The sequence below is a fragment of the Desulfosediminicola flagellatus genome (genome assembly GCF_005116655.2).
Classification (GTDB): domain Bacteria; phylum Desulfobacterota; class Desulfobulbia; order Desulfobulbales; family Desulfocapsaceae; genus Desulfopila; species Desulfopila flagellata.
Window position 1 is genome coordinate 1,334,876 of sequence record NZ_CP050698.1, and the last position, 19,621, is coordinate 1,354,496.

Here is a 19,621-nt window from a genome sequence, read left to right on the forward strand (position 1 = left end):
ATTTTTTTTAATATATGAAATTTTCACTATTTGGCGACCAGCTGACCTGTAATGCAGGGATTCTTTCGTTGATGGATGATCTTGGCAGTGCCAAGGCGGCCGGTGGCGAGAACATGATAATGATGGGGGGAGGAAATCCCGGAGTTGTGCCTGAGTTTCAGGATATAATGCGGGATCGCTTGCGCAATATCTGTGATGACAGATCCGAGTTTCACAGGTTAATTGGGGCATATGATCCACCTCAGGGAGAGGCTGGCTTTGTCAGTAGCCTGGCAAAGCTGTTGAAAAACGAGTTTGGCTGGCAGATTGGTCCTGAAAATATCTGTCTGACAAATGGCAGCCAGACAGCATTCTTTATGCTTTTCAACCTTTTTGGTGGCAGGTTTGAGGATGGAACAGTCAAAAAAATCTGCTTACCACTGGCCCCTGAATATATCGGCTATGCTGATCTTGGTTTAGAAAATGACTTTTTTGTGTCTACCCGGCCACGGATAGAATATCTTGAGGATAACCAGTTCAAGTACCATATCGATTTTGATGAGTTGGAGATTGGTCCGGATATCGGGGCAATTTGTGTCTCAAGGCCGACAAATCCTACAGGTAATGTGGTTACCGATGATGAGCTGGAACAATTGAACTGTCTGGCAAAAAAGCATAATATCCCGTTAATTGTAGATAACGCCTATGGGGTACCGTTTCCCGCGATGGTGTATGAAGATGCAAACCCTTCCTGGAATGAGAATATGGTTGTCTGTTTCTCTCTCTCCAAACTGGGGTTACCTGCTGTCCGGACGGGTATCATTGTTGCCAGGCCTGAAATTACACGGGCTCTTGCCTCGATCAATGCCATTGTTTCATTGTCTCCAGGGAGTTTTGGTGCCGTTCTCAGCCAGGAGATGGTTGAGAGTGGAGAAATTATCGAAATCAGTAAAAAGGTGATAAAACCGTTTTATAAAGAAAAAATGGAACGGGCATGTGAGATTGTAAAGAGGGAATTTGCTGGGGTTCCGTGCAGAATTCATAAACCGGAAGGTGCAATGTTCTTATGGTTTTGGTTTGAGGGGATGCCGATCAGCAGTCTTGAATTATACCAGCGACTGAAGAAACGCGGGGTGCTTGTTGTTTCAGGGCATTATTTCTTTCCTGGACTCCCGGCAGGATGGCGTCATCAGGATGAGTGTATCAGGGTAACCTATTCCCAAAACGATGATGATGTTGCCCGGGGGCTGGCTATTATAGCTGAGGAAGTGAAAAAGGCTTATCAGGATATTGATGTTGAGGCCTGATCGAATATTCCTATTATCAGACAAGCTCCTGGGAGACTATTGGACTGGACCTTTTTCCCTCAACTCGGCGTTATTGTCGAAAAATTAATGATCGCAGGTAAGTGACGACTACGATTATAACTCTATGGTGTTCCTTGATTCTTTGACAATGTTTTGATTTAAAGTGAAAAATAATCAATCCGACAGACTTATGGTTAAGCAAATAGATTTTGCAGGGAGAATGAGAGTGAGCGTGAGACGTGCAGTGCAAATTGGGGTAACCGGCGTGATCCTGTTTGGATGGTCGTGGACTGTTTCAGCGGGGTGCATAGAAGGCAATTGCATTAGCGGAGTCGGTGTGCTGGAACATTCCGATGGCAGAAAGTATCAGGGTGATTTTAAAAATGGAATGAGTAACGGAAGTGGTACTCTCCAATATCCTGATGGAACTGTCTATAAGGGGAATTTTCGAAATGGAAGATTTCATGGCAATGGTCTGCTGACAGGAAAAGATGGCAAGCGCTATGAGGGTGAATTTCGTGAAAATGTTATCGACGGCAAAGGCGATTTGGTGACCCCTGATGGTTTGCACTACGTTGGTGAATTCAGTCTTGGAAAGTATCATGGCGAAGGAACGCTCAATTTCCCTGATGGTCGCAGTTATGTAGGCGAATTCAGAAATAATATCATCCATGGAAAAGGTCGGTTGCAATATCCGGACTCAACCTGGTATGAAGGGAAATTTGCCCACGGAAAACCTCATGGAAAAGGGACACGACTGTATCCGGACGGTGGCAAATATACCGGTTTCTTTAAGAATGGTAATTGGCATGGGCTCGGGTTGTTGACTTTGCCGGATGGCAGCAGTTATGAGGGAATGTTCTATTCTGGTCTTTATGATGGTCGCGGTGAACTGAAGAATGCTGATGGCAGCAGTTATGCAGGTGAGTTTTCCGGCAATAAGCGTCATGGAACAGGTGTCTTGAAGGGTACTGACGGTAACATCTATAAAGGTGAATTTGTCAATGATGTGCCGACTGGCGAGGGTGTTATTGAATACGCTGACGGTGGTCGTTATGTTGGGCCGGTTGTAGCCGGGGTAAGTATTGGAGAAGGAAAATACATCTACCCGGATGGCAGCGTATATACAGGAGAGTTTGTTAACGGAGAGATGGAAGGAGTGGGGACGCTCACCCGGGCGGACGGCACAGTTTTTACAGGAGCATTTCTGGCCGGAAAGCCAGTCTTGGACACATTTGGAACTGAAAACACCTCCATACTGTCGACCGATACAGTTGAACCCGTCCGCGAGGATGTGCCAGTCAAAAAAGCAGAGGTAAAGGCTGCAGCCGCAAGCAATGTACCGACACCGGGCAAATATTCAAACTACATTCTGCATGATGGAAAGATCTGTTTTGACAACAGTAGAAAGGATAAGGTCACGGGGCAGGTGCAGATGTTACTTCCTGATGGCAGTATCTATTCGGGCAATGTATATGAAGGTTTGATGCAGGGACAGGGGACGCTAAAATTCACTAACGGCGACAGTTACACAGGTAACTTTGAAAATGGTACTATTCATGGCAAGGGGCATTATGTCTATGCTGATCAGCGTGAGTATACAGGGACTTTTCTTAAAGGGATAAAAGAAGGTGAAGGCCTCCTTACCTATCCTGATGATACGAGCTATTCAGGCGGGTTTGAACAGGATGAGTTTTCTGGTATAGGTACATATCATTTTGCCGACGGTAGTGTATATACAGGCGAGTTTGCGAAAGGACGTTTTAATGGAAACGGTACACTGACCTATAGCGATACGTCAGTATATGAAGGTGACTTTGTCAATGATCTCCCGCATGGTAAAGGCTTACTTGTATCGTCTGACGGCACCAGGTTTAAAGGTGAGTTCAAGGACGGTCAGCGCAATGGTAAGGGGACATTACACTTAAGTGACGGCAGAGTTTTTTCAGGCAGGTTTAAAGATGATCGGCTTATTGAAAAAGAATAGGCTATGACTGGCTAAGAGATAATCTGACAAAACGTAGGTGGTGAGGTACCCTTTGTGGTACAGGATGTTTAATTGTAGAAGAGGGTCATCGTGCGTTGGAGTTATAAAACTGTTCATTATGAGTTTAGGAAAGAGGGGCTGCTTGGTAACGCATTTCTCGATGAGTCAGAAATTGAGGAGTCGTTAAATCAGTTTGGCCGGGCGGGCTGGGAATTAATTTCCCTGATGAATATGCGAGACGGCGTCATTGCTGTTTTTAAACAGCCGCTCAGTGGATCTGTTTCTAAGGATTATGAGGAAACTTCGGAAGATTTTGAAGAAGTAATCGCTGAACCTGAACACCGTTCGTTGAGTTATTTGCCTGCGCGCGAAATAGGCCGGCAAAATGAACCTGAACCTGAACCTGAAGAGATGTTTGCAGCGGAAGTACACGAAACAGAAAAAGTTGAAGAGGCGTATAAGGAGGAGGACGACACCGAGGAGTCTGAATCTGAAATTGGCGCTATACGAATTGAGTAAGAATACGGAACTACCTTGAAAATATTAGCACTACCCAAAGGGGCGGAGTCTACTGTATCCGAAGAACTGTTTGACTGGATGTTAACGATTCGACGCTACCTTCATCGGCATCCTGAAGTCAGTTTTAAAGAAGATAAATCGGCACGATACATTCAGGACCGGTTGTCCGAGCTTGGAATACCATTCAGGGCGGGCATTGCAGGTACCGGAATTGTTGCCACCCTTGGTGAAAAAACGGCTGCCACCCGACATGTCGCGCTTCGGGCTGATATGGATGCTCTGCCGATAACTGAAAAGACAGGTTTACCATTTTCTTCAGTTTATAAGGGGCGCATGCATGCCTGCGGGCATGACGGTCATTCCGCCATGCTGCTTGGTGCTGCCTCACTGTTACAGAAAATGAAGTTTGATGGTCGCATCGATTTTCTTTTCCAACCAGCCGAAGAATCCGGCTGCGGTGCTGCGGCAATGATAGATGCGGGTGTCCTGGATGGGGTTGATGCTGTATTTGGCGGTCATATTGACACCCACTTTCCAACGGGGATTATAACTGTCGATCAGGGAGTTATCTGTGCCTGGGCCGAACCATTTACTATATCTATTCAGGGGCGCAGTGGACATGCTGCACGACCCCATGAAGCTGCTGATGCGGTGGTTGCATCGGCGAGTCTCATTTCAGCTTTACAGACTCTTGTCTCCCGTGAAACAAACCCAAATCACTCAGCAGTTGTCTCAATAGGCCGGGTTCAGGCCGGAGTTGCCCACAACGTTATTGCAGATGAAGCTGTGCTTGAGGGGACGCTCAGAGCGACAGACTCGGAGAGCCGTGCCCGGACGATTACGGGTATTCAGCGAATTGTCGCTGGCATTGCAGCTCTGCATGATGTTGAGGTGAACGTGGTCTTTACTCACAGTCTTCCAGCGGTTGTGAATACCGGTGTTGCTACAGTAACTGCAAAAGAGGCGGCGTTATCTGTTGTTGGTGAACATGGCCTTGGTTCCCAGGGGCACCCGAGCCTGGGGGGAGAAGACTTTGCATTTTATCAGCAGGTGACCGAAGGGTGCCTGGTTCGATTCGGTGCACAACATCCTGATGGTGCCGGACCGGCACATAGTGCAACATATGATTTCGACGAGAATGTATTGCCTGTTGGTGCATCATGGCTTGCAGCTGTGGCGTTACGCTGGCTGGGGGATGTATAAGAGCCTGTCCGAGAATGCACTTTTCCCCAAATTCTTCGGAATTGCCATAAAATAATGCTCGCAGATAAGCGAACGAAGTGAGACTTCGATATCGATTATATGGCTGTGCTTATTTTCTGGAAATTTCTCGATTTTGACCAAAATTCCTATTCTCGGCCAGGCTCCTGGAGGAGATTGATATGCAGCCAGAGGTGAACCGGGAGCAAAGAGAAAAACTGGAATTCAACTCCAGCGCCCGGTACACACTCGGGGTAGAAATTGAATTTCAAACACTTGATCAGTCTTCTTTAAATCTCGCTCCACATGCTCCGCAGTTACTTGCAAATGCCCCGCCACTTCTCCGTCCCCGATTGGCGGAAGAGTTTATTCAGTCGATTCTCGAAATCAAAACCGGTATTTGTTTTTCTCTTGCCGATGTTGAGTACGATCTTCAACAAACCTGCTCACTTGCAGAAGAGTTGGCTGCAGATAACAGCGCGATGCTTTACTGCGCAAGTTTACATCCCTTTGCTTCCATATCAGACCAGCGGTTAGCTGACAATCCGAGATACCTGAAAATAATTAATGAACTTCAACTGGTAGGGCGGCAGTTTATTTCTCAGGGTTTTCATCTGCATGTCGGTATACCTGACCGTACCACGGCAATCAAGGTACTCAACGGACTTCAACCATATTTACCACTTCTGCTTGCCGCATCAGCATCCTCACCATTCTATCAAGGCCTGGATACCGGCTTCATGTCATATCGGACAAAGTTGTTTGAACTTCTGCCTCTGTCTGGAAGCTACTCGTATTTCAAAGGTTGGCAACAGTACGAAGAAACTGTCAACAGCTTAATATCTTACGGTGTTATTGAGTCTGTCTATGATCTCTGGTGGGACGCCCGGATAAATCCTGAATATGGGACTGTGGAAATTCGGATTTGTGATCTGCCCGGACGTTTCAACGCTATTCTGGGGTTGGTCGCTTTGATGCAATGTCTTGTAGCAACTCTTGCAGAAACGGCCGGCGATTTTGGTCCATGCGATGTCTATTTTATGAGGGCAAACAAATGGCAGGCTGCGAGGCATGGTCTGCAGGGCAGGTTCATTGATCCGTTAGAACTGTTACCTGAAAAGGTAACGGATATGAAAACCGCGATACTGCACCTTATTCATCGTGTTCAGCCAATGAGCATTCGTCTGGGCTGTGAAAACTATCTGGAAAAAATACGAAGAATTCTCGTTGATGACACAACGGCGGTACATCAGCGGCAACTGTATCAGCAGAGCCGCGATTTTCAGGAGATGATTCGAAAACTCAACAGGGAGTTCTGGCTGTGAGTAGTAGAAAATATACAAAATCTATCGTTGCTGCCGGACATCCCGAGGTGTGCAGGGCTGCATCCATACTTCTTGAGGCTGGCGGAAATGCCTTTGATGCGGTTGTGGCGGCAGGTTTTGCTTCAACAGTTGTTGAACCAGCCCTCACAAGTCTTGGTGGTGGAGGCTTTATGCTTGGGTTTAATGCCCGGAGCAATCAGGATATATGTGTTGATTTCTTTGTTGATACTCCCGGGAAAGGGCATCTGGATGATGAGCTTGAGCCGCATTTTTTTCCTGTAACGGTCAATTTTTCAGGTGCTGCGCAGGTGTTCAATATCGGTATGGGATCCGTTGCAGTTCCGGGTACATTGCGGGGACTCCTGCATATCCATAAAAAACACGGTGTAGTTGGGCTTAGGGATGTTGTTGAGCCTGCCCGCAGATTGGCAATGGGTCATGAACTAAACGGTCATCAGGGTCACTTTTTAGATTTGTTGCGACCAATAATGACGTTTCACAAAGTAGGGCGTACACTTTATATGCCAGAGGGCAATTACATTTGTGCAGGAGACAGTCTGGTGAATGAAAAACTTGCAGACTATCTTGAGCAGGTCGTCCTTGAAGGAGATGCAAATTTTTATAGGGGAGATATTGCAGAGGCGATTGCCCGGGAGATGAGGCAGAACGACGGTCTGCTCACGCTTCACGATCTTGCCGGATATACTGTGCATGAACGAAAACCATTAGGGGTGAAATATCGTAATTCAGTCCTGCTTACAGCACCTGAACCATCAATGGGTGGGACGCTTATAGGTTTATCGCTGGCCCTGGCAGATAGCGTGGACCCCACAGAATATGAATGGGGTTCATCTGCTTATCTGCTTCAGACGGTACACAGGATGAAAACTGTTGAAAAACTCCGCTGCCAGGGGATAACAAACCCCAGGGCGCTGGAAGCATATCTTGCTACAAGGCAGGTTAGCGATAGCGATGACTCAGGCCGACTATTCTCACGGGGAACAACCCATATTAGCATTGCCGACAGTGATGGTAACTGTGCCTCAATGACCTGCTCAAATGGTGAAGGTTCAGGATATTATGCTCCTTCAACCGGAATTATGCTCAACAACATGATGGGGGAAGACGACCTGCATCCTGAAGGGTTTCATTCAAGCCCTCCTGGAGAGCGGGTACATTCGATGATGTCACCTTCGTTGTTAAAAAAAGGTGACGAGATTGAACTGGTGATAGGCAGCGGTGGCTCTAAGCGTATACGAACAGCAATAAGCCAGGTTCTGGGGCAGGTTGTTGACTATGGTCGCGGGATTGATGAAGCGGTTGAAGCACCGCGTCTCTATTGGGATGAAAACTGTGTGCAGATAGAACCTGGTTTTTCTACTGAGGCAGTTAAGGCGATTGAGGCTGGTGAGCAGGTTCATGTGTGGCAGGGGAAAGATGTCTATTTCGGTGGCGTTCATTGTGTTGTGCCAGGGCAGATAGGCGCTGCGGATTCACGCAGGGGAGGAGCTGTTTCCGAAATTCAGGCAGATTGAGAATAGAATGGAATAGTTTTTACCCCTTCAGGCTCTTAAAACTAGAAACCGTGTGCGTCTGAAGACAATTACAGCGATATGAAGTGGGAAGTGCTGTTAGATAGTGAAGTTTTTTGGTAACTATTCAGCAGCACCCAGTCTGCTCCCGATCAGGACGCTTCGCATAGGCATACTATAGCCAATCGTCCCGCTTGAGGCCATCTGGAGCACTGCTAAACAGTTACGGCCTACAGAAAAGGGTACGTATGAGGTCTTGACTGAATAGTTACGTTATTTGTTTGAAAGGTGGGAGATCCGGATGGGATTTTTACAGCGAGTTGATCGTAAGAAATTTAAAGAGCTTACATATCCACACCTGGAATTTATGTACAACATGGCTCTCAAGTATACAGGCAAAAAATATGATGCCGAGGATCTGGTGCAGGAAACAATGTACACAGCGTATCGCAAGTTTCATCAATTGCGGGATCGCAGCAAATGCAGGGCCTGGTTGTTTTCAATACTTCGCAGTCATTTTCTGCGTGAGCGCCGACAGTTCCTTCGCCGGCCGTTGTTAGATGATGGTTCGGGGTATCTCCGGAACATTGTCGATACCGGTGCTGATGACTTTGCCGGAGTCCTGGAAAAAAAACTCGATAAGGTCAAAGTGAATAAGGCACTGGAAACCCTGTCCGAGAAGTTTAAGACGGTTGTAATGCTCTATTATATGGAAGATATGACGTATCAGGAAATCTCAGAATTTCTTGATGTACCGATTGGAACGGTAATGTCCAGACTTGCCAGAGGAAAAAAGCAGTTGAAAAGCACTCTGTTGAAATCGGCAAATGCAAGTAGAAAAGGTGGCAAGATTGTTCATCTGGCCAGTATGCTGCTATAAGGAGGACCAACCATGAAATGTGAAAGTTTTGCCGCATGGCTGGAAAACAGAGATATGCACGATGTCTCTGAAGCCGACAAGGCATACAGGCATGCTGAAGAATGTGCACCATGCTGTGACATGTTAAAAAAAGATGAGATGCTTGACCGTTTGATAGTTGACTCTCTGTGTTGTGAGCCTATACCAGCCAGTTTGAAAAACAGTGTTGATCTGAGTATTGAACGATCAGATCCGAGGACTTCCCGTAAAGGACTGATTGCTGCTGTTTCTGCGATGTGTCTAGCTGTTGTGATCATTTTTGGGTTCACAACAGGAGAGAATACCGGGTTCTCATCAATGGATGAGTTCGGGGATTTCCTTCAGGCGGATTACCGGGATCATGGTCAGGCATCAGCGATTTTTGATCCGGTGAATGATCCTGCTCTCTGGTTTGCAGCTAATGCAGAAGGTGTTGCTTTACCGCCTGAACAACTTGTAGGCGGATATACAGTCAAAGGTGCAAGGTTTTGTCACCTGGGTCATTGCAAGGCTGTCCATATGTTATATGAGAAGGGTGGTGTTCTGGTGTCAGTCTTTGTGGTGGAAGAAAATGAAATCGATTTTCGCCTGGAAGAAGGAAGAGTCTATTCCTTCAATATCGATGGGGACAGTATCAAATTGTATAAGAGTAATGATCAGGTGTACGCGCTTGTTACCTGATCGGTTGTCAATAGTGTGCAAAAGTGTGCAAAATTTGCCCATTATTGATTTGAAGTGGGAAAAAAATGGTTATTTCCGCTTTGGGTTGTAAATCACTTATGACGCATACAATAAGTAACGTGCTGTTGTTCTGAGGTTTAGTCTTTTGGGATCAAACTGGCATTAGTCTTGTAATAAAGGAAAGTGAGAGAATTAATTTTCTCCTTTCCCCCCCTATGAAAGCGCCAGACTCATTGTGAGTCAGGCGCTTTTCATTTTTGTATCTGCCAATATCCTGTCATTTCTGAAAAAAACAACATTCAACTCGTCATAATGATTTGTAAAAACAGAGTATTAGCTTTGTCCTGTTTGGGGCAGTCATGTTGTCCTAATCCAGCATAGAGATGTGATACAATTGCTATCCTAGATGTAACATTGTTCCCACCTGAAAGACGATAACTGCCATGGTAAAAGCAAAGACAGTGTTAAAGACCATTGAAAAAGTGGCCCATTTCCATGACGATTCTTTGGCAATACATACAACAGTGACAAAGCACGGCGCATAAAACATGATAAACACGAGGGCAGCAACGGCGACCACTTTGTTCCAGCCTGAGTCACGCTGTAACCTCTCTCCTAATGATGTAGACTCTTCAACATCCACTTCGCCCATAGAGTAGGCAGTACCAAGGGTCGATACGATAACTTCCTTTGCTGCAAACCCGCCTACGAGTGCAATATTTGTTCTCCAGTCGAAACCGGCTATCGATGAAACAGACTCAAGAGAGGTGCCTATTCTGCCAGCAAATGAATTTTTCAGTGTCGCTTCAGCTTCAAGATTGTCAATTTCGAGAAGTTTATTCTGAAGTTTCTGGGCTGCTTCAGATAGTTCTGTTTCACTCTGCTCTAGTTCGGCTGCAACTTCTGCAGGGTATGCAGCCACTATGTTTTCTCTTGTGTTTTCAAAGGAGGCAAGATCGTGTTGATCCATTCCTGGAAAGGTCATTAATGCCCAGAGCAGGATGGATATACCAAGAATCACAGTTCCCGCTTTTTTGATATATTGCCAGGTTCGTTCCCAGGTATGAATAAGCAGACCGCGCAAAGTCGGGAAACGATACGGTGGTAACTCCATGACAAACGGAGTCGGAGCACCACGCAGAACTGTAGATCTGAGCAATTTCGCAGCAAGTAAAGCGACAACCCAGGCAAGCATCGTAAAAAGAAACATGTATTGCGCTTGATTATCACTGAAAAAAGCACCGATTAATAATGCAAGAACCGGCAGTTTTGCTCCGCAGTTCATGAAGGGAACGGTAAGGAGTGTCGCCATACGCTCTTTAGGAGAACGTAAGGTTCTGGTAGCCATAACACCTGGAACAGCACAACCTCCTGCGATGCCGCCTGAAACGATAAAAGGCATGACAGAAGAGCCGTGAAGACCAAAAATACGGAAGATACGATCCATCATAAAAGCTACTCGTGCCAGGTAGCCTGAATCTTCAAGAATGGCTATTCCAAAAAACATAAACATAATGAGCGGCACAAAACCAAGCACGCCACCGACGCCATCAATGACACCGGAAATAATCATCGACTTGAGTAACCCTTCCGGTAATGTTGATTCAACAACACCGCCAAGCCATCCAAACCCTTCTTCAAGCCATGAAACAGGGAGTTCACTCCAGGAAAATGTGAACTGATATAGCCCGAAAATCACTGCGAACATAAAGAGCGGTCCCAGTAACCGGTTAGTGAGGACCTTATCAATTTTATCAGATGTGTATAGACGGTCACTATCAAATTTGTGGGTTACTACACCTTGGCGGACAATGGATTTAATATAACCATAGCGATGATCTGCTATAATTGCTTCAGGATAGACATCCAGGGTCTTCTGGGTGTGTTCACTTACCCGCTCGACAAGTTGCTCGATATCCATAGCGACAGTGCGGCTTGCTTCTCTGCCTATTTGTATAAATTGCTCATCATTTTCGAGGTACTTGATGGCAGTGTATCGCGCCGGATAGGTATGGGTGAGGAATTGTGCTTCTTCGATCTTCTGGATAATTGCAGTAATTGTCTCGTCGATGTCATCTCCGTAAGGGATGTCGCGGGAGCTGAAAACACGCCTTTCGTCGGCAACTTGCAGAGCGGCACTCATAAGCTCGTCTACACCTTTGCCGGAACGGGCGACGATAGGGACGACAGGAATATCCAGAAGCTGTGCGAGCTTTTCTGCTTTTATCTCCATGCCCCTGTCATTAGCCACATCCATCATGTTCAGTGCGATAACAATAGGTACACCAAGCTCAAGAAACTGGCAGGTAAGATATAAATTACGTTCAAGGTTTGAAGCGTCTACAATATTAACAACAACCTGTGGCTTTTCATTTACAAGATAATCGCGGGCTACAAGTTCTTCGGCAGAGTAGGCGGTCATCGAGTAGGTTCCGGGCAGGTCTGTGATAGCTATTTTTCTTCCCTTATGCTCGAGCCGTCCTTCTTTATGATCTACGGTGATTCCGGGATAGTTGCCGACATGCTGTCTGGCTCCTGTGAGCTGGTTGAATAAGGTTGTCTTGCCCGCATTAGGATTTCCTGCAAGGGCCATTGTAATTTGGCTAGTCATGGTATTCTAGTAAGGTGAAATTGGAATTAAAATACATTAAAATTCGGTCGATACTCCTGGGAGGCTGTCCGACAATAGGGATTTTGGTCAAAATCGAGAAATGTTCAAAAAATAAGCACAGACATATATTCAATATTTCGAGCATTATTTTTTGAACATTCCAAAGAGTTTGGGCAAAAGGCCATTGTCGGACACCCTCCCGGCATCCGGTGAACGAACGGATCATGTCAGTTCGGCGCAGGTAACTGGTTCAATTTCTCAAACTTCGATTATGAATAACCAGTTGTTGGCAGCTAAATTATGCTTCTTTCGGTTGGGAGTACGTCTGATTTTTCAATTTTACGGAGGGATCTGTCAGTTGATTTCCACCTGAATGAAATCCGCTTCGTTATTTCTTAACGTCAATGTGGTATTGAGGACACGAATGGCTACCGGGTCCTGGAGAGGCGCTTTTCCGCAAATAGTGACTTTTGCCCCAGGGATAAGGCCCATCTCACGAATTCGTCTACCAAGTTCACCGTTTGCTTTTACAGCGGTAATTGAGCCGCTTTCACCTTTCTTCATTTGGCGTAATGCGATTGTCTGCATTCTCTTCTCCTGTTAGTGGATAAAGTGATACTTCTAAAATTATTTCCTGTCATTACAGTTGGATGTTCCGCAACCGGAACAACTGCAATCACAGGTAGCATTTGCTTTGGGATCTAAGGCAGTCCGCATTTGTCGAAAGAATCTTCGACCTACGAAAAATGCGCAACAACCTAATATTGACCAGAGGATGATGTTTTCCCACATAGTTTTACCTGTCTCGTAATGTATTAGCGTGCCCTAACTCGAAGGGCAAAATAATAGTCCGACATTGTCGGACTTAATTCGGGCGGATTAGCGTCCTGCTACAAGAATGTTCTCAGAAATTGTACGATCAAGACAAACTTTCCCGCCATGTATCTTCAGGATGCACTGGCTACCATTTTCCGGGCAAATGAGTTCAGCTTCAGTTCCAGGGTAAAGCCCCATCGCTGCCATTCTGGCACAGAGTTGACGATCTCCATTAACTTTGCATATTCGTACTTTTCCTGCTCTGTCGAGTTGCGACAATGGTCGAACCATGTTGCCACATTGATTCCGACAGAAACAGTCTTTAAGTTTTTCAGCAATGCAATTGTATGTCTGTACCATTTTAGTCAAAGTGTATGTGCCTCCAAATAATTTCCTCTTTTAGGTACTACAAACAATCACTGGCGTCAATATAAATATACAAGACATGAAAGATATTTAGGAATGACTAAAAGTGTGGCTGTGAAGCAGAACTTACATGTAAAAGTGGATAGTAGTTGTCTGGCTGAAGATACTATTTAATCAGCATAAAACTATCAAAAGATTACATGAAAACTGATAGCTTAAAAGCAGCAATGATATGTGGTTTGGCAGTGCTTCAGATGTAATAGGGGATGTCAGATTACGACTATATTTCGACCAGTATATGGTCAGCCTCGTTGTTGCGAAGAGTAAGGGTGGAACCCATTACGCGCAGGGCAACCGGATCATTTAAGGGGGCACGACCCTGTATGATTATATCTGTACCGGGGACCAGACCCATTTCACGAATTCTACGTCCCAGTTCCCCTCCAACCTTAACGGCTTTAATGGTTCCTGCCTGTTGTTTTTTCATCTGACGCATATTGATTACAGACATTTTAGATGCTCCTTAATGCTTTAGAGGGATGGTACATGTTTTGCTATGAGTAATCTGTATACCTTCGAAGATGAATAGTGTCAATCAACAAAAAAAAGCCCCCTGAGTAAATAGTAACTCAGGGGGCTTTGGGAATAATGCCAACAGGCTGACAGATGTACAGATCGGCTTATTTCTGCTGTTTAGCCCAGGAATCACGCAAGGTGACAATACGATTAAATGCAGGTCTTCCTGGTTTTGAATCAATTGGATCTATGCAGAAATATCCTGTTCTTTCGAACTGAACACGACTACCGGGCTCAAATTCTCCAAGGGCAGGTTCTGCTACAGCATTGGTGATAACCACTTTCGACTCGGGATTAAGGTATTCTTTGAAATCTACCTCTTTGTCCGCATCAGGGTTTTCGTGGTTAAACAGGCGGTCATAGAGTCGAACATCACACTCAATACCTTTGTCGGCGGATACCCAGTGAATGGTTCCTTTGACTTTACGTCCATCAGGAGCAGAACCACCTTTAGTTTCGGGATCATACGTACAATGGATAGCAGTGACTTCTCCGGTTTCTTCATCTTTATCGTATGAGACACAGGTGACGAGGTATCCATAACGGAGTCTCACTTCACGCCCCGGTCCGAGCCGATGAAATTTTCCTGGAGGATTCTCCATGAAATCATGCTTCTCGATATAGAGTTCTTTGGTGAAAGGGATTTCCCGTGTACCCATTTCAGGATCTTTAGGATGATTTTTACCGCTAACCATTTCCGTCAAATCTTCGGGGTAGTTATCAATAATCACTTTAAGCGGATCCAGAACACACATAACGCGTGGAGCTTTAGGATCAAGATCATCTCGAATAGATTTCTCGAGAACACCCATGTCTATCCAGCTTGATTTTTTCCCGACACCGATGGTATTGCAAAAATTACGGATTGATTCAGGAGTGTACCCTCTGCGACGAAGCCCGGATATGGTGAGCATTCGTGGATCGTCCCAGCCATCTACATGATGCTCATTTACCAGTTGCAGGATTTTACGCTTGCTCATGACTGTGTAGGTGAGGTTGAGACGGGCAAACTCAATCTGACGTGGATGACACGGTGTTTCAAGTGTATCGAGGACCCAGTCGTAGAGTGGACGATGGTCTTCAAACTCAAGAGTACAGAGCGAATGTGTGATCTCTTCAAGCATATCAGAGAGGCAGTGAGTGAAATCGTACATCGGATAGATGCACCAGGTGTCACCTGTTCTGTGATGATGGGCCTTGAGGATTCTATAAATTACAGGATCACGCATTTTCAGGTTTGGTGAACCCATGTCAATTTTTGCACGGAGCACATGCGAACCCTCATCAAATTCACCCGCTTTCATCTTCTCAAAAAGCTGGAGGTTTTCTTCTGGTGAGCGGTCGCGATACGGACTGTTTTTACCCGGCTCAGTAAGCGTTCCACGATACTGGCGCATTTCATCAGCGTTAAGGTCGCAGATATATGCATTGCCGCCTTTAATAAGTTGGACGGCAAAGTCGTAAAGATTATCAAAATAGTCAGAGGCAAAATGAAGATTTTCTCCCCAATCGTACCCAAGCCAATGTACGTCAGTTTTGATAGACTCTACGTATTTGGTTTCTTCTTTACTCGGATTTGTATCATCAAATCGAAGATGACACTTGGTGTTGTTCTCAAGAGCAATACCAAAGTTCAGGCAGATTGATTTGGCATGGCCAATATGTAAAAAGCCATTAGGCTCAGGTGGAAAGCGGGTTACCGTAGTTTTGTGCTTTCCTGTAGCCAGGTCGTCAGCAATGATCTGTCGGATAAAATCCAGAGGCTTTTTTTCAAGGGTTTCTTTAGATTCCATTTTTTCAATTCAGATTATGGTTGCCTGTATATGTGGCTGGGTAGAAAATGTACTATTCAACGCAGCGGCACATTAGTATTATTCGGCCGGGTAGAGTTTCTCTATGTTGCGAAGTCGTTGGACAACTTTTTCCTTACCGATTGCCATGAGTATATCAAACATTGAAGGGCCTGCCAGCTGTCCGGTAACAACCGTTCGCATACCGTTAATGATAATTCCAGGCTTGATATCAAGTTCTGTTGCAAGTTCACGGGCTACACGCTCAGCCTCTTCGAGGCTAAAATCGCTGAGTTGCTCATAGCGATCGGCAAGAATTGGGAACCACTCTTTCAGGCCTTCATGTTTAAGAATGTTTTTCTTTAACGGCTTTTCTTCAACCGAAAAGTCATCACCAAAATAGGCCCGGCCAAGGCTGGTAAAATCCTTGAGAGTATGAAAACGATCACGAATCATATCAAGAGTGTTATGGTACCAGTCGGCTTTGTCACCTTCATATGCATCGTCCCAGAGACCTTCAGCCTGCAACTCGGATTTCACGAGAGTGCCTAATTCACGAATATCCATTGAGCGAAGATAATGCTCGTTTATGGAGATGGCTTTGGGGTCAGTAAAGAACTTTGGATCGTCTTTCTTAAAATTAAAAATAGAGCTGGATTTATTGATACGTTCAAGGGTGAACGCTTCAATAAGTTCTTCTTTTGAGTAGATCTCCCGGTCATTGCCTTCAGACCAGCCCAAGAGAACAAGAAAGTTGTTAAAAGCCCAGGGCAGAAAGCCGTGATCGCGATAGAATTGTACTGCGACTATCTCACCGTGACTTCGCTTGGAAATTTTTGCTTTCTTGGTGTCGAGTGTAAGCGGCATATGAGCAAAAACAGGTACCGGTGCTCCAAGTGCTTCGTAAAGGAGTATTTGCCGAATGGTATTTGTCATATGGTCCTGCCCACGGATTATATGACTGATGCGATCCCGGATATCATCGACAACGTTGCAGAGCAGATAGAGTGGTAAACCGTTTGATCTAACAATGACAAAGTCGTCTATTTCCTTAATATTGCACTGGATACGACCGAGAATTTTGTCGTCATATCCAATCATACGATCCCCGTCAGGAACCTTGAAACGAATAACGTAAGGGATACCTTCAGCTTCTTTTTGCGCAACTTCTTCAGTGCTTAGGTTGGTACATGTACGATCGTAGCCTAAAGCCTGTTTGGCAGCGAGAGCAGCTTCCCGTTTCGCGTCGAGTGTCTCTTTGGTACAAAAACATTTGTACGCTTTGCCTTCTTTCAGGAGTTTCTCGGCTGCAGCTTTATGGTCACTGCTGAAATCAGTTTGAAAGTATGGTCCTTCATCAAAGTCTATACCAAGCCATTCAAGCCCATCAACGATTCCCTGAATGGATTCCTTGGTTGAACGTTCAGTATCAGTATCTTCTATTCGCAGGATAAGCTTTCCACCATTCTTTTTGGCGTATAACCAGTTGTACAAGGCGGTTCTGGCTCCACCAATATGCAGGTAACCGGTTGGGCTGGGTGGAAATCGTAATCGTGTCTCTGTCATGGGAGGCTGCTCCTGTTCGTTAATTCTGTAACTCAATTATCTATGTGTGTATCAGTAAATTTACGAGATAGTGGTAAGCACTATTTAACTGCGGTGCATCTTTTCTGCTGCGAAATTTCAGGGCAGGAAAAGAATTGCAAGGGATGGCCTTAAAGCATCGGATGATTCAATGTGCTCATCCCGAACAACGTGCATGCTATATATACTTAATAAGATCAATGTTCAATAGCATTGAGCTGTTTTGGATTGCTGTATTTATACGACAGATGGTACAGGCCATGGAGTTAGCGTATAAGTGTTCCTGCCTTTTTTGTTGTTCTCAAAGGGGGAACCCAGTATATTTTTAAGATTTATCGATAAGTACAGCTGTTTTTCAGAGAGGTCGCGACAGGCACTAGTGGTCGCGTAAATTTTAATGGTTGCGGAGAATCTCAGGTTCTATCGTGATTGTATTTACGTGCAGGCGAGAGCAAAGGAGTCGAGATGAGAGTACTGGTCAGTGATAATTTATCCCCGGTTGGTGTGAAAGTCCTTGAAGAAGCAGGTCTTGTAGTTGACGTTAATACCGGTCTGGAACCGGCAGAATTAAAGAAGATTATCGGTGCATACGATGGTCTTGTAATACGAAGTGCAACAAAAGTTACAGCTGATCTCCTTGAAGCTGCTGATAAACTGAAAGTTATAGGCCGAGCAGGAATCGGTCTTGATAATGTTGATATTCCTGCAGCCAGTGAGCGTGGAATTGTGGTGATGAACGCTCCCGACGGCAACGCTGTGACTACCGCTGAACATGCAATTTCAATGATGCTGGCGTTGTCGAGGAACATCCCGCAGGCTACGGCTTCGATGAAAGCTGGAAAGTGGGAAAAGAAAAAATTCATGGGCCGGGAGGTGACAGGTAAGACTCTTGGCATTATTGGTATAGGACGTATCGGCTCTATCGCTGCGAGTCGGGCACAGGGACTCAGGATGAAAACCATCGCCTATGATCCGCACATGCCTGTAGAGATGGCTGAGAAGATAGGGATTGAACTGGTCAGTCTTGAGGACCTTGCGAAAAGATCAGACTACATTACTGTGCATGTCCCGAAAACCAAGGAGACTGCTAACCTGATCTCGCATGAATTCTTTGCCAATATGAAGAACGATGCGATGTTCATTGATTGTGCCCGTGGTGGTGTGTGTGATGAAAAGGCACTGTTTCATGCACTTACAGACCAGGTAATTGGCGGCGCAGCCCTTGATGTTTTTGCCACTGAACCGACAAGCCACGAAAATTGCCCACTGCTGAATCTGGATAATTTTATTTGTACACCTCATCTGGGTGCTTCAACCAGTGAAGCGCAGGAAGGTGTGGCGCTTATTATTGCAGAACAGGTCAGCGATTATCTCTTACGTGGTTCAGTGACCAATGCTGTAAATGTTCCTTCTGTAAGTAGTGAGGTTCTCGCTCAGGTAGGACCTTTTATAACTCTTGGAGAAATGCTTGGCTCAATGCACATGCAAATATCTAAAGGGGGGATCAAGGAAATCAACGTGGAATTCAGTGGTGAACTTGCGGATATGAACACCAGTCCGGTCACCGTTGCTTTCCTTAGAGGGTTGTTTACCCCGATCTTAAAAGATGCAGTAAATTATGTGAATGCTCCTGTCATTGCAAGAGACAGGGGGATTCGGGTAGTTGAGTCGAAAACAGATCAGGCAGGTGATTTTACCAATGCACTTTCAGTAAAGGTTACAACCAGCGAAGGTGAAAATACTCTTGTCGGTACGGTCTTTGGCAAAAAGGAACCGAGGTTGGTGAGGTTGAATTCCTTCCGGCTTGAAGCACAGCCAACCGGTCCTATGTTGCTTGTATTTAACAAAGATGTTCCGGGGGTTATCGGTGCTTTAGGTACAGTACTCGGTGAATCAGGAGTAAATATCTCAAGAATGACAGTTGGCAGGGAAGAGGAGAGTAATCAGAATATAATTCTCCTCAGCACCGACCAGCTTATATCGAAAGAACTTCTAACTACTGTGCAATCTTTAAAGCATATTAGTGCCGCTCAGGGGTTGGATTTGAATGGTTTTTAACTCTGCGGTAGCAGGGGCAATGATAGCGATTTAAATAAAAAGGGATAGAACATGGAAGATAAGGCTACAAAGAAAGTTGAATGCACAGAAGACGGTTGCGCGTGTGGTGAAGGAAAGGTGCCGGATAAAGATGGAAAGTGCGTAATGCCTGAAGTCACATTTTCCGCGTTCGTTATGTCGCTGAATACTTCAGTTTTATATCATCTTGGTGAAATAAAAGATCCGGCTACAGGTAAGACAGAAATAAATTTTGATCTTGCCCGTCATGCGATTGACACCCTGGTTATGCTTGAGCAGAAAACCAAAGGTAATTTGTCGCATGATGAAGAGGAGATGCTAAAAAACATCGTTTATGATGTGAAGTTACGTTTCGTCAAAGCCAGGAAATAGTG

General features: G+C 45.3%; 16 protein-coding genes. 10 read left to right on the forward strand and 6 right to left on the reverse strand.

Annotated features, from left to right (window positions below; translation table 11 throughout):
• Positions 1-14 precede the first annotated feature (14 nt).
• The 8 genes from FCL46_RS05650 (at position 15) to FCL46_RS05685 (ending at position 9,428) form a co-directional block, all read left to right on the forward strand.
• Positions 15-1,286 (forward strand): valine--pyruvate transaminase, encoded by a 1,272-nt coding sequence (locus tag FCL46_RS05650; protein ID WP_136805404.1) that lies wholly within the window; start codon positions 15-17, stop codon positions 1,284-1,286.
• Between the two features lie 232 nt (positions 1,287-1,518).
• Positions 1,519-3,273, forward strand: coding sequence for an MORN repeat-containing protein (locus tag FCL46_RS05655; RefSeq protein ID WP_176371592.1), 1,755 nt, complete (start codon positions 1,519-1,521; stop codon positions 3,271-3,273).
• Between the two features lie 90 nt (positions 3,274-3,363).
• Positions 3,364-3,792: a DUF4177 domain-containing protein gene (locus FCL46_RS05660; RefSeq protein WP_167505740.1), complete on the forward strand. Its 429-nt coding sequence runs from the start codon at positions 3,364-3,366 to the stop codon at positions 3,790-3,792.
• 15 nt (positions 3,793-3,807) lie between these two features.
• A complete protein-coding gene (locus FCL46_RS05665) occupies positions 3,808-4,995 on the forward strand; it encodes a M20 metallopeptidase family protein (RefSeq protein WP_228723334.1) in 1,188 nt (395 codons plus the stop codon).
• Positions 4,996-5,174: 179 nt separating this feature from the next.
• Entirely contained in the window at positions 5,175-6,317 is a 1,143-nt protein-coding gene (locus FCL46_RS05670; RefSeq protein WP_136805407.1) for a carboxylate-amine ligase, read from the forward strand.
• Positions 6,314-7,852, forward strand: coding sequence for a gamma-glutamyltransferase (locus FCL46_RS05675; RefSeq protein ID WP_167505741.1), 1,539 nt, complete (start codon positions 6,314-6,316; stop codon positions 7,850-7,852). The genes FCL46_RS05670 and FCL46_RS05675 overlap by 4 nt, the downstream gene beginning before the upstream one ends.
• Positions 7,853-8,150: 298 nt before the next feature.
• Positions 8,151-8,729, forward strand: coding sequence for a sigma-70 family RNA polymerase sigma factor (locus FCL46_RS05680; RefSeq protein ID WP_136805409.1), 579 nt, complete (start codon positions 8,151-8,153; stop codon positions 8,727-8,729).
• Positions 8,730-8,741: 12 nt separating this feature from the next.
• Positions 8,742-9,428 carry a hypothetical protein gene (locus FCL46_RS05685; RefSeq protein WP_136805410.1) on the forward strand — a complete coding sequence of 229 codons (687 nt, stop codon included), beginning with the start codon at positions 8,742-8,744 and terminating at the stop codon, positions 9,426-9,428.
• A 397-nt stretch (positions 9,429-9,825) separates the two neighbouring features.
• Here the strand turns inward: FCL46_RS05685 and feoB are convergent, their stop codons facing one another.
• The 6 genes from feoB to gltX form a co-directional block, all read right to left on the reverse strand.
• Complete coding sequence (gene feoB, locus FCL46_RS05690) at positions 9,826-12,039, reverse strand: ferrous iron transport protein B (protein ID WP_136805411.1); 2,214 nt, start codon at positions 12,037-12,039, stop codon at positions 9,826-9,828.
• Between the two features lie 354 nt (positions 12,040-12,393).
• Entirely contained in the window at positions 12,394-12,627 is a 234-nt protein-coding gene (locus tag FCL46_RS05695) for a FeoA family protein (protein ID WP_136805412.1), read from the reverse strand.
• Between the two features lie 291 nt (positions 12,628-12,918).
• A complete protein-coding gene (locus tag FCL46_RS05705) occupies positions 12,919-13,146 on the reverse strand; it encodes a FeoA family protein (RefSeq protein WP_217909565.1) in 228 nt (75 codons plus the stop codon).
• Positions 13,147-13,501: 355 nt separating this feature from the next.
• Positions 13,502-13,732 carry a FeoA family protein gene (locus tag FCL46_RS05710; RefSeq protein ID WP_136805415.1) on the reverse strand — a complete coding sequence of 77 codons (231 nt, stop codon included), beginning with the start codon at positions 13,730-13,732 and terminating at the stop codon, positions 13,502-13,504.
• Between the two features lie 169 nt (positions 13,733-13,901).
• Entirely contained in the window at positions 13,902-15,590 is a 1,689-nt protein-coding gene (locus tag FCL46_RS05715) for a glutamine--tRNA ligase/YqeY domain fusion protein (RefSeq protein ID WP_136805416.1), read from the reverse strand.
• Positions 15,591-15,668: 78 nt separating this feature from the next.
• Positions 15,669-17,153, reverse strand: coding sequence for a glutamate--tRNA ligase (gene gltX / locus FCL46_RS05720; RefSeq protein WP_136805417.1), 1,485 nt, complete (start codon positions 17,151-17,153; stop codon positions 15,669-15,671).
• A gap of 483 nt (positions 17,154-17,636) precedes the next feature.
• On the opposite strand from gltX, the gene serA reads away from it, so the two are divergent.
• Both serA and FCL46_RS05730 read left to right on the forward strand, forming a co-directional pair.
• Positions 17,637-19,229, forward strand: coding sequence for a phosphoglycerate dehydrogenase (gene serA / locus FCL46_RS05725; RefSeq protein WP_136805418.1), 1,593 nt, complete (start codon positions 17,637-17,639; stop codon positions 19,227-19,229).
• 51 nt (positions 19,230-19,280) lie between these two features.
• Positions 19,281-19,619 carry a DUF1844 domain-containing protein gene (locus FCL46_RS05730; protein ID WP_136805419.1) on the forward strand — a complete coding sequence of 113 codons (339 nt, stop codon included), beginning with the start codon at positions 19,281-19,283 and terminating at the stop codon, positions 19,617-19,619.
• Positions 19,620-19,621 lie beyond the last annotated feature (2 nt).